At 35.4% G+C, this 13738-nt stretch carries 12 protein-coding genes; 7 read left to right on the forward strand and 5 right to left on the reverse strand.

Going from position 1 to position 13738, the window contains the following annotated elements; all coding sequences use genetic code 11:
• Positions 1–3 precede the first annotated feature (3 nt).
• The 5 genes from MMJJ_RS00855 to MMJJ_RS00875 all read right to left on the reverse strand — a co-directional run bounded on the left by MMJJ_RS00855 (position 4) and on the right by MMJJ_RS00875 (position 6039).
• On the reverse strand, positions 4–1968 hold the full coding sequence (locus tag MMJJ_RS00855; RefSeq protein ID WP_011170769.1) for a CoB--CoM heterodisulfide reductase iron-sulfur subunit A family protein: 1965 nt from the start codon (positions 1966–1968) through the stop codon (positions 4–6).
• Positions 1969–2058: 90 nt separating this feature from the next.
• Positions 2059–3252, reverse strand: a complete 1194-nt coding sequence (locus MMJJ_RS00860) for a 4Fe-4S binding protein (RefSeq protein ID WP_104837263.1) — start codon at positions 3250–3252, stop codon at positions 2059–2061.
• A gap of 8 nt (positions 3253–3260) precedes the next feature.
• On the reverse strand, positions 3261–4676 hold the full coding sequence (locus MMJJ_RS00865) for a Ni/Fe hydrogenase subunit alpha (protein ID WP_104837264.1): 1416 nt from the start codon (positions 4674–4676) through the stop codon (positions 3261–3263).
• A gap of 21 nt (positions 4677–4697) precedes the next feature.
• A complete protein-coding gene (locus MMJJ_RS00870; protein WP_104837265.1) occupies positions 4698–5600 on the reverse strand; it encodes an NADH-quinone oxidoreductase subunit B family protein in 903 nt (300 codons plus the stop codon).
• A gap of 16 nt (positions 5601–5616) precedes the next feature.
• Positions 5617–6039, reverse strand: coding sequence for a hydrogenase iron-sulfur subunit (locus MMJJ_RS00875; RefSeq protein ID WP_011170765.1), 423 nt, complete (start codon positions 6037–6039; stop codon positions 5617–5619).
• Positions 6040–6397: 358 nt separating this feature from the next.
• Here MMJJ_RS00875 and frhA point away from each other — a divergent pair, with 358 nt between their 5' ends.
• The 7 genes from frhA (at position 6398) to MMJJ_RS00910 (ending at position 13612) form a co-directional block, all read left to right on the forward strand.
• Positions 6398–7630 (forward strand): coenzyme F420 hydrogenase subunit alpha, encoded by a 1233-nt coding sequence (frhA, locus tag MMJJ_RS00880; RefSeq protein ID WP_104837266.1) that lies wholly within the window; start codon positions 6398–6400, stop codon positions 7628–7630.
• 13 nt (positions 7631–7643) lie between these two features.
• Complete coding sequence (gene frhD / locus MMJJ_RS00885; protein ID WP_104837267.1) at positions 7644–8144, forward strand: coenzyme F420-reducing hydrogenase, FrhD protein; 501 nt, start codon at positions 7644–7646, stop codon at positions 8142–8144.
• Between the two features lie 10 nt (positions 8145–8154).
• Positions 8155–8883, forward strand: a complete 729-nt coding sequence (frhG, locus tag MMJJ_RS00890) for a coenzyme F420 hydrogenase subunit gamma (RefSeq protein ID WP_104837268.1) — start codon at positions 8155–8157, stop codon at positions 8881–8883.
• 21 nt (positions 8884–8904) lie between these two features.
• Entirely contained in the window at positions 8905–9753 is an 849-nt protein-coding gene (frhB, locus tag MMJJ_RS00895; RefSeq protein ID WP_104837269.1) for a coenzyme F420 hydrogenase subunit beta, read from the forward strand.
• 152 nt (positions 9754–9905) lie between these two features.
• Positions 9906–10127 carry a YdbC family protein gene (locus tag MMJJ_RS00900; protein WP_104837270.1) on the forward strand — a complete coding sequence of 74 codons (222 nt, stop codon included), beginning with the start codon at positions 9906–9908 and terminating at the stop codon, positions 10125–10127.
• A gap of 283 nt (positions 10128–10410) precedes the next feature.
• Positions 10411–12345 carry a NosD domain-containing protein gene (locus tag MMJJ_RS00905; RefSeq protein ID WP_104837271.1) on the forward strand — a complete coding sequence of 645 codons (1935 nt, stop codon included), beginning with the start codon at positions 10411–10413 and terminating at the stop codon, positions 12343–12345.
• A 16-nt stretch (positions 12346–12361) separates the two neighbouring features.
• Positions 12362–13612, forward strand: a complete 1251-nt coding sequence (locus tag MMJJ_RS00910) for a right-handed parallel beta-helix repeat-containing protein (RefSeq protein ID WP_104837272.1) — start codon at positions 12362–12364, stop codon at positions 13610–13612.
• Positions 13613–13738 lie beyond the last annotated feature (126 nt).

A 13738-nucleotide genomic window follows, 5' to 3' on the forward strand; every position in this document is an offset into this window, starting at 1 on the left:
AAATTAGTAGGAATCTTTAAACGCGCCTTCAATTTGTCCGTATATCTGGCTTGTTTTAAAGTGGGACTGTTCAAGTGCGCCACTTGGACATCCTGCTGCACAGGTTCCACAACCTTTACATAATGCTGAAAGAACTTCTGCTACAACTTTACCGTCTTTTTCAACGAATCTTGGAGCACCATATGGGCACTGCTGTACACAAATACCGCATGCACCACAGACATTTTCATCGATTGTTACAACGATAGGTTCAACCTGAACTTCCCCTTTTGCAAGAGGTATTGCAGCTCTTGATGCAGCCGCTGAACCTTGCGCAACAGATGAAGGAATATCTTTTGGACCCTGACATGCACCTGCTAAGTAGATACCGTCTGTTGCAGTATCAACAGGTTTTAATTTAGGGTGTGCTTCCATGAAGAACCTGTCAGCAGACCTTGAAACACCGAGCAGTTTTTGTACTTCGTCAGCAGTTGATGTTGGAACCATACCTACTGAAAGAACAACTAAATCGTATTCATTTTCAAAGATTTCACCTAAAAGGGTATCTTCTGACCTGATTATTGGATTGTCTCCATCAGGATTATCCAATACTTGTGCAGGTCTTCCACGGATAAATTTAATTCCATACTGTTTTGAACTTCTTTCGTAGAATTCTTCGTATCCCTTACCAAATGCCCTGATATCCATGTAGTAAATATCAATATCTGTTTCAGGAGCTTTTTCTTTAATTAACTGCGAATTTTTCATTGCATACATACAGCATACATTTGAACAGTATTTTTTACCGATTTTCGCATCTCTTGAACCAACACACTGAATAAATGCAATTCTTTTTGGTTTTTGACCATCACTTGGCCGGATTACCTTACCCATCGTTGGACCAGAAGCATTAATCATTCTTTCAAGTTCCATTGAGGTTATGACATTTGGAATTTTTCCGTATCCGTATTCTTCTTTTTCGGTTGGGTCATATGGATCGTATCCTATTGCAGAAATGATTGTACCAACTTCTGCTTCAATGATTTCTGGTTTTTGACCGTAATCAATCGCTTGAGGTCCGCACACTTTTGCACACAATCCACAATCAATACAGCTTTCTTTGTCAATTGTGTACTTTGCAGGAACTGCTTGTGGGAACGGCTTATAAATTGCTTTTCTAAGCCCAATTCCCATATCAAATTCGTTTGGAACAGATATAGGACATACTTCCTCACATGAACCGCATCCAGTACATTTTTCTTCAGATAAATATCTTGGTTTTTTCTCGATTTTTACCTTGAAGTTTCCAATGTATCCTTTTACATCTTTTACTTCTGAGTAGGAATAAAGCTTGATATTTGGGTGTTTTGCAACGTCAACCATTTTTGGAGCTAAAATACAGATCGAACAGTCGTTTGTTGGAAATACCTTATCTAACTGGGCCATTCTACCCCCAACTGATGGTGTTTTTTCAACAACAATTGTTTCGTATCCTGCATCCCCTAAATCAAGTGCGGCCTGAATACCTGCAACCCCTGCTCCGATAACCATGGCTCTTTTGGTAACTGGAACGTTTAGATAATCTAAAGGTTCGAGCTGCCTTGCTTTTGCAACAGCCATCCTTACAAGGTCGTTTGCTTTTTCGGTAGCTTTTTCTTTTTCTTTCATGTGTACCCATGAACAGTGTTCACGAATGTTTGCAAATTCAAACAAAAATGGGTTTAAACCTGCTTCTTCTACACACCTTCTAAATGTAGGTTCGTGAAGTCTTGGGGAACATGCTGCAACAATTACCCTGTTTAATCCAAGTTCCTTGATGTCTTTTTTGATGAGTTCTTGCCCGGGATCTGCACACATGTACTTGTAATCTCTTGCAATCACGACGTTTTCGAGTCCTTCTGCAGTTCTTGCTACATTTTCGCAATCAACTACACCGCCAATGTTTACACCACAGTGGCAGACGTAAACTCCTATTTTTGGTTCTTCCATAATTATCACCAATATCTGGCTTGAACTGTTAGTCCAAATATATATTTTAATACCATTATTACATTTTCTAATAGCTACATCTATTAAAAATTATTTCAAAGATAATGCGCTCTTTTTAGCCTTATCACAGGCTTCAATACATTTCAAACACATTACACAGAACCCTTCGAGAGGTTTTTCTGGTTTTCCTGTTAAGTTAAGCATGTCATAAGGACACGTTTCAATACATTTTCCACAGGAATCACATAAATTAGGACTAAATTCGATTCTTTCGTATTCTTTACCATCGTGGATGATTTTACCAATCCTAAGTGCATCGTTTGGACAGCTTTGAACACATGCGCCACATCGAATACACATTTTGAACTCGTTTGCTTTTTCAGTTTTTTTCCTGCTTGGCATTTCAAGTCCTTTTGGATTTACCACATTTATTGCATTGTTTGGACATTTTATGGCACAAGGTCCGCAGTATGCACATTTTTCTTCATCCCAAACGATACCTTCATCAGTTATCGGTTTTGGAGATCCATATTCAACCACTAATTCAATTGCATCAACAGGACATGCTGCCATACATAATCCGCATGCAGGACATCCTTTTGGCGGAACTGCAACCATTTCATTTAAAACAATTAAATCCCTTGGACATTTGTCAGTACAGTCGCCACATCCAATACATAAATCGCTGTCCACACTAAATTTGACAATATTTTTATCTCTTTTTGGTGATTTTTTGCCTGCGACGAAGATCGCGTTCCATGGACATGTTTGTGCACAGATACTACAGTATATACAGGAATTTTTGTCAACAACTGCTTTTTCGCCCTCTATTGAAAGTGCACCAACAGGGCATTCAGAAATACATACCCCACAGCCGACACAATCCTCGGTAACTGCAATAGGTTCTTTTGGTAATGTAATGTTTCTTTTAGCGGGTTCAACTACGCCTTCCATTCCAACATAGTCGTCGGGACATGCTTCAACACATTTCATACAGCCTACGCAGAAACCTTTTAATTTATCATTTTCTATTTTGAGGTTATTTGGACAGACTTTAACACATTCACCACACAAATCGCACTTTGTAGGGAAATATTCGATCTGTTTAATAGTTTTACCATTTAATTCAATTTCTCTTAAGTTTAATGCATCGTTTGGACATGCATTGACACAATTTCCACAAAGTTGGCATACTTTAAAGGGATTTAATTTTAAAGCTTCTGTAGGGCAGCTATTTTCACAAGCTTTACACATATAACAGTCTTCAGTGTTTATCTTGATCATGATATCCCCTATAATGTTTTAATTAATTTTCCGCCCTTGTAGACATCCATTGAAAGCATTCTTTCTTTTCCGTCAATTGTGTGCGTTGCACATGAAAGGCATGGATCGTATGCCCGAATTACCATTTCCATGTGGTTTAAAACATGTGGTTTTGCATCTTCGGGTGTTTTTATGTATTTTTCAGCAACTTTTTGAACGCCAATATCCATTGCAGGGTTATTTTGAACAGTTGCAACAACTAAATTTGCATCGGTGATAATTCCTTTATCATCGGTTTTGAAGTGGTGCACTAAAGTTCCTCTTGGAGCTTCGAGGCATCCAACACCTTCTCCAACAAGATCGGTTGGTTCTACCCTTATGTCAGTTCCAACAATTGCATCGTCTTCTAAGAATTTTCTTATGAGTTCTGCACTTGAAATAAGCTCGATTAATCTTGCATAGTGGAAAAGCATCGGGTGGTGTGCAGGTTTTCCAAAAGTTTTTACAAATTCTTCGTAGTATTTTTGAGCAATAGGTGTAGGCATTTTATCGCATACATTTAACCTTGAAAGAGTATTTACTCTGTAAACTCCATCAACAGGACCTTTTTCAGTTAAATATGGGAATTTAAGGTATGAATATGGCCTTACTCCTTCTGACATGTAGTTTAAGTATTCTGAAGGTTCATATTCATATTCGATTTTTCCTTCAGGATTTATGACCCTGATTTTTCCTTCATAAATATCCTGTGCACCGTTATTTACCATACCCATGTGGTATGATTCAAAGTAGCCAAGTTCAAGGAGATTTTGTTCTTTTAATCCATCCAATAATTGTTTTCCAACTACCAATGTTCTTTCAGCAGTATCTACAAGATTTTCTGACATTTTTAAAAGTTCGTCCCTTTCTTCTTCCGTTAATGGTTTTGACTGTCCTCCAACAACTGCAGTTACTGGGTGAATAGCTCTTCCACCAACTTTTTGAATTATTGTCTGACCAATTTTTCTCATTGAAATTGCATCTTTTACAACATCCATGTTTTCAGCGGCGACACCCAAAACGTTCCTTTTAAGTGCATCATCAGTCATCGGGAACATTAAATCAGGGGATGCAAGCATTCCAAAGTGGAGCGCGTGGCTGTGAACATTTGAAGCTTGTTGCATTAAATTTCTGAGCATGTCGGCAGTTTTTGGAATTTTTACTCCAAATACGTTATCAACTGCTCTTGCGCTTGCCAAATTGTGTGAAACCTGGCAAATTCCACAAATTCTTGGTGTAAATACCGGAGCATCTTCGATATATCTTCCTTCCAAGAATTTTTCAAAACCTCTAACTTCAACAACGTGGAAATTAACTTTATCTAGCTTTCCACTGTCGTCAAAGGAAAGTGTAACCTTACCGTGTCCTTCAACTCTGGTAACAGGTTCTATCGACAGTTTTGTCATTATATCACCGTATTTAGTATCTTACCTTTTGTTATTTATCGGAATTAATGCACTTGGGAGCGTAAATTTGTAAAAACTACCCACTTTATCCAGTATCTGTTTAGGAAGTTCGTTTGGATCCATTGTTCTGTCTTCATCAATTTTATAATCAGATGCAAGCGCAGAAACCATTTTAGCACCCTGATCCACCACTTTATCTGTAGGCCCATAACATCCGGTACATGGAACGCCTGCTGTTGGGCATATTGCACCACATGAAGCTCTTGTTGCAATTCCCATGCAGAGATATCCTTGTTCAAGCAGGCATTTTTTAGGATCCGGTGTTCCTTCGTAATTTCTTTTAATTGAATCTATTGAAACTCCTTCTTTGCTTTTTTCTCTAGGGCATACTTCACACATGTTTTTAGTTGTCAACTCTGGAGTTTTACCTTCTAAAAGTGAAGTAAGTACTCCTGCAATCAATTCTGGTTTTGGAGGACATCCTGGAAGAATATAATCCACATCAATTACATCAGAAAGTGGTTTTACTCTTGAAGTTAATTCTGGAACGTCTTCACTTGGAATAATTCCTTCTTCGTTTTTTGTAGAGAATGTAGTTTTGTAAGCTTTTTCCAAAAGAGCTTCGTTCGAGTATAAATTACCCATTCCTGGAATACCGCCGTAAACTGCACATGTTCCAAATGCAATTACAATTTTCGCTTTTTTTCTCATTTCCTGTGCAATATGAAGGTTTTCTTCATTTCTAATACCGCCTTCAATTAATGCAACATCAATATCATCCGGAATTTCTTTAACATCCATTAAAACAGGGCTGTGAACTAATTCCACCTGTTCAAGAACTTTCAATAAATCTTCATGTAAATCTACAAGACTTATGTGACATCCGGAACAGCATGCAAGCCATGTTGTAGCTATTTTTACCATAAAACCACCTTAATAGTTATTTAAGATTTTCATTCAAGGTGCACGGACCTAAAGCTTTTATTCTGTCGTAAATTTCGTTCATTTTAGTCTGGAATTTTTCACCTTCAGAAGCTGAAATCCATTCGTGGAGAACTCTTTCCCTGCCAATTCCAAGTTCGTCAAGCATGTCGTAGAGCATCATGACTCTTCTTTGCCATTTGTAGTTTCCTGCATCGTAGTGGCAATCTCCAAGGTGGCATCCACCTATAAAAACACCGTCTGCACCTTCTTTAAAAGCTTTTAATATAAATGATGGTTCAATCCTTCCTGAACACATCACCCGTATTATTCTTATGCTTGGAGGGTACTGCATTCTACCAACTCCTGCTGTATCTGCACCACCATAGGTACACCAGTTGCAACAAAAGCCGACTATCTTTGGCTCCCATTCTTCAGACAAAATTTCACCTCATTGTTATTAGATATTTGGTAAACTAATACCTACAATAGTTTATCTAATTGATGTGAGTATAACAATTATTAATATATAAATTAGACAATCTGATGCCAAATAAAAAACTATATATGTTAATAAAAATTTCTAATTTATACTTGTTAAATAATATAAAAATAGTATTTAATAATATTTTATAAGATATTTTATAAAAAAGTAGTAATAATTATTTAAAAAGTCGCTTTTTGTTTTAACATATAACTCTTTTTATTTAATACGATTAACAATTACTTTTAATATCTATCATATTATATAATGTAGGTAATGAATTATCAAATACCTAATATTAAAGATAGGTGATCTGATGGGTAAGACGGTAGAGATAAATCCTACAACAAGACACGAAGGGCATACCAAACTTGTCTTGAAAGTGGATGATGACGGAATTGTTGAAAAAGGTAACTATTTAAGCGTTACCCCAGTTAGAGGCTTTGAAAAATTTTTAGTTGGAAAAGTGGCAGAATTTGCACCGATTGCAGTTTCAAGATTTTGTGGAATCTGTCCAATTGCACACGCTACTTCATCAGTAGAGGCTATTGAAGATGCATGTGGGATTACACCTCCAAAAGACGGATTATTATTAAGAGAATTAACTGGACTTGGAAATAAAATGCACTCCCACCCATTACACGAGTTTTTAATTGCTCCAGACTTTATACCTGAAGCAGATAGGGTTGAATACATAAAAAGAATTCAGGAAATGAGAAAAACTGGCCAATACATTGTTGATACAATAGGTGGAGAAGCAATTCACGCACCAAATATCAAAGTTGGCGGTATGTTAAAAAATATTACTGAAAACGCAGCTTCAAAAATATATTACAAATGTAGGGAATACGAAAAATTAGCAAAAGAGCATGTTGAATATTTAATTCCTATTTTTGAAAGTAATATGCTTGCAGATGGAACAGAAATTCCTGAAAAATTAGGTTACCACGATTTTGGATACATTGCAACTGATGCCACATACGGAAACAGGGAAAACATCGACCAGAGCAAAGTTGTTGAATATACTCCATACGATGTTTATGAAAAAGACGTTGCAGTACAAGCTTGTACTACCATCCCAAGATACAACGGCAGATTAATGGAAGTTGGACCTAGAGCAAGATTTGCAAAATTCCACGACTTTAAAAACAAAGGTGCTATGGCAATACACATTGCAAGAGCTTATGAAAACGTAGTACACGTAAAAAGAGCAATGGAAATCATTGATGAATTAGACGTTAATGGAAAAACAAGATCAAATGAACCAATCCTCGGGGACGGTGAAAAAATAGGTCTTGGTGTTCATGAAGCTGCGAGAGGCCACAACACCCACCAGGCTGCAATTGACGCAAAAGGAAGAATTACTTATTATAATGCAATTGTTGCTACCACTTGGAATATCCCGTTAATTGGGAAAGCTACAGAAGGAACACACTACAAATTTGCAGAACACGTTGTAAGAGCATACGATCCATGCGTTTCATGCGCAACTCACGTAATTGCAATGGACTACGATAACAAAATCGTTGACAAAAAAATAATACAATAAATACTGGTGAATCATGCCCGAATATTTAGAAAAAGAAGTTTTAGTCCTCGGATGCGGAAATATCTTGTTTGGGGATGATGGATTTGGATATGCTGTAGTAAATAAATTAAATGAACTAAAAAAAGAACATCATATACTTGAATCCAATAAAATACAGATTATTGATGCAGGTACGGGAGCTTCTCACTTTATACTTTCATTAATTGATGAAAAAACTCCATTAAAGAAAATAATAATTGCAGATGTTATCGATTATGGATTGACGCCAGGAGAATTGAAAAAATTATATTCAAAAGACCTTCCAGATATCGATAAATATCACATTGATGCCCACGACATGCCGCTTGCAGGGATGTTAAAGGATATTGAAGATAATTACGGCGTAAAAATCGTTGTTATTGGATGCCAGCAAAAAAATGTGCCTGCACCAGACATTCTTCTCGAACTTTCAGATGAAGTAAATGCTGCTGTAGATGGCGCTGTTTCATTAATAATAGATGAATTAAACGAATAATGGTGATATAGTGGTAAGAGTTGCCCATATACACATGAGTGGTTGTACAGGATGTTTAATTTCCCTTACAGACACTTATGAAAAACTTTTAGATATATTGGGAGCTGTTGAGCTAGTTTATGCATTAACACTCGCAGATGAAAAGACAGAAATTACTGAAACTGACGATAAAATATTAATTGAAAGAAAAATTCCTGAAAACATTGATATTGCACTCGTTGAAGGAAGTGTCTGTTTAGATGACCACCACTCAGTTGAAGACATCTTAACGACAAGAAAAAATTCAAAAATTGTTGTAGCACTCGGTGCCTGTGCAGCATCAGGTGGAGTTACTAGATTTGGAAGAGGGGGCCAGATGTCACAGCCATCACATTCCTCATTCGTTCCAATTGGCGATGTAATTAAAGTAGATTTAGCACTTCCGGGATGCCCGCCATCAACAGAATCAATTGTAAACTTAATTATGGCTGCACTAAACGGCGACATGGATTATTTAGAACCATTTGCTGAAATTGCAAAATACGGAAAAGATGCATGCGGATGCGATGTAATCAAAAACGTTATAGACCAGTCACTTTGCATGGGTTGCGGAACTTGCGCTGCAGCATGTCAGGTAAAGGCAATCGAAATGATTGAAGGAAAACCAAACATAATGACTGAATTTTGTATAAAATGCGGTATTTGTGGAGCTCAGTGCCCAAGAGTTAGATTTCCAGAATTAGTTCAAAAAATCGAATAATTAAGTTTAGAGGTGTTAATTATGGATCCTTTTGGAACATATAAAACAGCTATATCTGCAAGAGCCACAGATAAAGCAATACTTAAAAAATCACAGGATGGAGGAATAATCTCTGCGTCCTACATCTATGGTTTAGAAAATGGCCTTTTAGATGGTGTAATCGTTGCAAACACTGAAGACGGATTTAAAACCGCTCCAAAAATTGCTACAACTCCCGAAGAAGTACTTTCAGCTGCAGGAACTAAATATACAGTTTCACCAAACGTATCTGTGTTAAAAGATGCAGTAAGGGAATACGCACTTGAAAAAGTTGGAATTGTTGGAACCCCTTGTCAGGTCCGAGCAATTAGAAAATTAATGAAATACCCAATGGGTTTTAGACATACTGATTCAAAAATTGCACTTGTTATGGGAATATTCTGTATGGAAAACTTCCCTTACGAAGGTATGAAAGCAATTGTAGAACAGTACGCAGGAATTAGAATGAACGATGTTTTAAAAACAGATATCGGAAAAGGTAAATTCTGGGTCTACTCAAAATCTGGCGATGTAAAAGCAGTTCCCCTAAAAGATACGCACATGTACGAACAAAAATCATGCCACGTATGTATGGACTACACTGCAGAACTTGCAGATATCTCAACAGGTTCAGTTGGAAGCCCTGACGGATGGAGCACAATCTTTGTTAGAACTGCAAAAGGAGAAGAGTACTTAAACAAAATGATTGATGCAGGCGCTCTTGAAACAAAACCAATTGAAGACGTAAAACCCGGGCTTGACCTAGTTCAAAAACTTGCCCTCCAGAAAAAAGAGAAAAACGATAAAGAAATCGTTCACAGAAAAGAAATGGGACTTCCTGTTCCATATTAATCCATTCCTTAATTTTTTGATATTGAGATTTACAGGTACATATTAAATTTTTTATCCCTATTTTTTCAAATAAATTTTACAAAAATATCCAAACTTATTTTAAAAATGTTTATTAAATCTTTTTTAATTAAGTATCAAACGAGGTTTTACAAATGGCAGAAATTACTTTTGAAATAGTTGAACATATCGGAGTACTTTATGAATACCCAAATGGCTGGAAAAAAGAGCTAAATCTTGTAAGTTGGAACGAAAATGAACCAAAATACGATATAAGGGACTGGAATCCAGAACATGAAAGAATGAGAAAAGGAATCACCTTAAATCCTGAAGAATTAAAAGCTTTGAAAGAAATTTTAAAAGAAATTGAACTTTAATAACGTATTTTTTTATTTTAAAACCTTTAAACTGTAGTTATTTAAAAAAAATTTCATAAAAATAACAATATTATTTTAAATTTCAGAAATCGGTTAAAAAAATTATATTTTAGACCAAAATTATATGAATCCCCTAAAAACGTCTGTTTTATTTTGAAAAATTAAATTGATAATATTAACCCGTTTAAAAAGGAAAATAGTATAAATAATTAGCAATATATTGTTTATCTTAAATATATGGCTAAATGGAGGGATCATTATAACAACCCTAAAAAAACTCGTAATGGTAACAATACTACTTTCATGTATTGGGTTTGTTTCGGCAGTGGAACCAGATCCAATAGATTACAATCACATGAATAATTCTAATTATGATACAGTAAGGAACATAACAAGTCCTGGAATGTATTATTTAACTGAAAATATCTCAAGTACAAATGGAATTATAATTAGTTCTGATAACGTAACGTTAGATGGACAGGGTTATTTTTTAAATATTACTGGAGATTACGGGGTAAATTCAACATACCACAACAATATCACCGTTAAAAATGTTAAAATAACCACAACATCCTATAGCGGGATTTATTTTAAAAACGTAAATTTCCCTACGGTTGAAAACAATACAATAAACACAACATATCTATGTTCCCTATGGGGGTCTGGATACAACTTTACGGTTGTAAATAATTCGATGTCTTCAGGATTTGGTGGAAATTACGGTTTAGAACAGTTAACTACCTACACAGTAGTAGGAAATACGTTAAATGGAAAACCGATTTATTTCTACAAAGATACTGAAAATATTGGGGAAATTCCAAGCGATGCGGCACAGATTATTATATCAAACTGTACAAACGGGCAGATTAAAAACCTAACTCTCGATGAAAACGCCGTTGTAATTTATATTGGCGATTCAAGCGAAATTACAGTTGAAAACTGTACAATTAAACCAAATATTTACGAAGAATATGCTCTTTATTTAATAAACTCTGAAAGCTGTAGTATCACAAACAATACTTTTGGTATTTCTGAAAATACTGATTTTGGTGTTATTAGATCACATTATTCAAACAACATAACAATATCAGGAAATACGTTAAATGAAATGGCCGTAGGTTTCAGATTATACGGCATTACAAACTCAAGCATATTTGAAAATACTTTTGAAAACATAGCTGGCCCGACAATTGTAGAGGAAGGAAGTGTTTCAGAAGTTTATGTTTACTTAAATAACTTTATAAATTGCCCCATAGTGCTTGTTACAAATATTACATTTAACAGCCCAACTAATGTTTCATACGCATACAATGGAACAGTATACAGCGGAATTGCTGGAAACTACTGGTCTGACTACAACGAAACTAATGCAACCATTAATGATGGAATCTGGAGCATTCCTCATACAATAATGGAATTGGTAAACGATTCATACCCGCTTGTAGAACCAGCCAATCCTGAAACCAAAGAAGAAACTCCAAATGATGGATTAATCCACTTAACACAGGATGATTTCACAGACAACGAAACAGGATACATTGCAAGTGAATCTGGAACTTATGTTTTAGATGAAAATATAACTTGCGCTATGGGAATTGGAATAAATGCAAGCAACATTACAATTGACGGTAATGGCTTTTATTTAACAGGAAATGTTTCAGAACGCAGTGAATACTGGGAAGATACTGGAATATACGCTTTAAGCGGTAATTTTGAAAACATCACCGTTAAAAACGTGGTAATAACCGAATGGTACTATGGTATTGCAGTACCCTTGCACTGGGAAGATTATGAAATAACAAACTTTTCTGTTATAAACTGTACATTTTTAAATAATGATTGGATGGGAATTGGCGAAATGTACGTATTTGGTGGAGAAATTACCAACAGTACTTTTAAAAATAGTTACTATGGAGTTATGCTGCCATACACGGAAAATATTATAATTACAGGAAATGAATTCAGTGGAAATGAATATGGATTATATGCGGGAGGAGTAAACAACTGGATTTATTTAAATAAATTTGAAAATAATAGTCAAAATATTGACTTTAGATCATTATCTGGAAATTACTTCCATTCCCCAGTTGTAAAATATGAATACAACGGAAAAGTCTACGAAGGAAGAGTTGGAAACTACTACGGTGAAGAACTTGGAACTTCAAATGCTGGAATATATGATAAACCTTACGGAATCGAAGCAATGATTAGGAAGTAACTGGAGGTGGTAAAAAATGAAAAGACTTTTGATTTTAGCAATAATTGCATTAAGCATGTTAGTTTCAGTGAGTGCGGAAATGGATTATAATAATTCAGATTATTATGGGGTCATAAATGAACCTGGAACATATGTCCTTTCAGAAGATATAATATCACCTAAATGGGGCGGTATTTTAATAAATACGAGCAATGTGGTTTTGGATGGTGATAACCACCATATTATTTGTAATAATGGTTCTGAAGAGACATATGGTGTTGATATTTATCCAGATGGCCACCCAATAGAAAACATCACGATAAAAAATGCAGTATTCAAAAACTGGACTAGTGCAATATACTCTGATGATGACAGTAAAAATGTAACAATCAGAAACTGTGAATTTGAGAACAATACTTACTTTTTAGATTCGTATGGCATAGAAATATATTTCTACTTAAATACAATTCATGAAAACCAGTCTGCTGAATCATACGCTCCATTAGCATCACCAAAACTGGTTTACACTTACGGTGGAACTGAATACACTTACCGGCTTGGAAACTATTATTACGGCTATGAAGGAACAGATACTGAAGATGAAGGAGTTTACTCTGGAGTTTATGAACTCGATAGTACAACTGACCTTTACGCATTAATTAAAACTCCTGAAAACTACATAATCACTGAAACGTTATATCCTGAAGTAGATTCTGAATACGGCGGCGCATTAATTGCAGATATTTTCGCATTAACTAATGATCCTGAAAATTATGTAATTACCGATGCACCAGTAACAACCACTACAACAAGATCATCTGGTAGTAGTGGTGGAAGAAGCTATGACTCAGATATTTCAGATGAAATAGACTCAAAAGTTATTAAAAACTTCGTTTCGAGTGCAGCAGTGATCTTTGGAAATGAAATCGATCAGCAATATGCTGAAGAATTAAGAGAAAGAATACAAAACGCAGAAAACTACAAAATTTCTGGAAATGCAGTAATTGTCGGTGGACCGTTATCAAACGGCTTTGCCAGAGAATACAACGATCAGTTTGAAATGCCAATTTCAAACGATTACCCTGGAGAAAACAAAGGGGTTATTCAGGTATTAAAAATACAAGATAACTCTGGAAAAATCGTTAAAAGCTACACAATTGTATATATTGCAGGTTCCGATAGATTGGGAACACAAGCTGCTTTAGAATACTTTAAAACTTTGGATGAGTTGCCAGAAGGACCAATCATGGTCGAATGGACAGAAAATGGACATAAAGTTGTTGAATAACTTATTAAAAAAAATAAAATTTCTTTTTTTCTGATTTTTAAATTGAATTTAAAAAAGTAGTATTATTATTTTAAAAATTTAACAAACTGTGAATTTTTTAAAAATTTTTTAAAATAAAAGTGTTAA

It is taken from the genome of Methanococcus maripaludis (assembly GCF_002945325.1).
Classification (GTDB): Archaea; AGJL01; Methanococci; order Methanococcales; family Methanococcaceae; genus Methanococcus; species Methanococcus maripaludis.

Excerpts from the sequence above, each read along its gene's own strand:
- MMJJ_RS00905 (WP_104837271.1), top strand. The coding sequence starts at position 10,411 with ATGGTAACAATACTACTTTCATGTATTGGGTTTGTTTCGGCAGTGGAA.
- frhD (WP_104837267.1), top strand. The coding sequence starts at position 7,644 with ATGCCCGAATATTTAGAAAAAGAAGTTTTAGTCCTCGGATGCGGAAAT.
- MMJJ_RS00900 (WP_104837270.1), top strand. The coding sequence starts at position 9,906 with ATGGCAGAAATTACTTTTGAAATAGTTGAACATATCGGAGTACTTTAT.
- MMJJ_RS00910 (WP_104837272.1), top strand. The coding sequence starts at position 12,362 with ATGAAAAGACTTTTGATTTTAGCAATAATTGCATTAAGCATGTTAGTT.
- MMJJ_RS00860 (WP_104837263.1), bottom strand. The coding sequence starts at position 3,252 with ATGATCAAGATAAACACTGAAGACTGTTATATGTGTAAAGCTTGTGAA.
- frhA (WP_104837266.1), top strand. The coding sequence starts at position 6,398 with ATGGGTAAGACGGTAGAGATAAATCCTACAACAAGACACGAAGGGCAT.
- MMJJ_RS00855 (WP_011170769.1), bottom strand. The coding sequence starts at position 1,968 with ATGGAAGAACCAAAAATAGGAGTTTACGTCTGCCACTGTGGTGTAAAC.
- MMJJ_RS00870 (WP_104837265.1), bottom strand. The coding sequence starts at position 5,600 with ATGGTAAAAATAGCTACAACATGGCTTGCATGCTGTTCCGGATGTCAC.
- MMJJ_RS00865 (WP_104837264.1), bottom strand. The coding sequence starts at position 4,676 with ATGACAAAACTGTCGATAGAACCTGTTACCAGAGTTGAAGGACACGGT.
- frhB (WP_104837269.1), top strand. The coding sequence starts at position 8,905 with ATGGATCCTTTTGGAACATATAAAACAGCTATATCTGCAAGAGCCACA.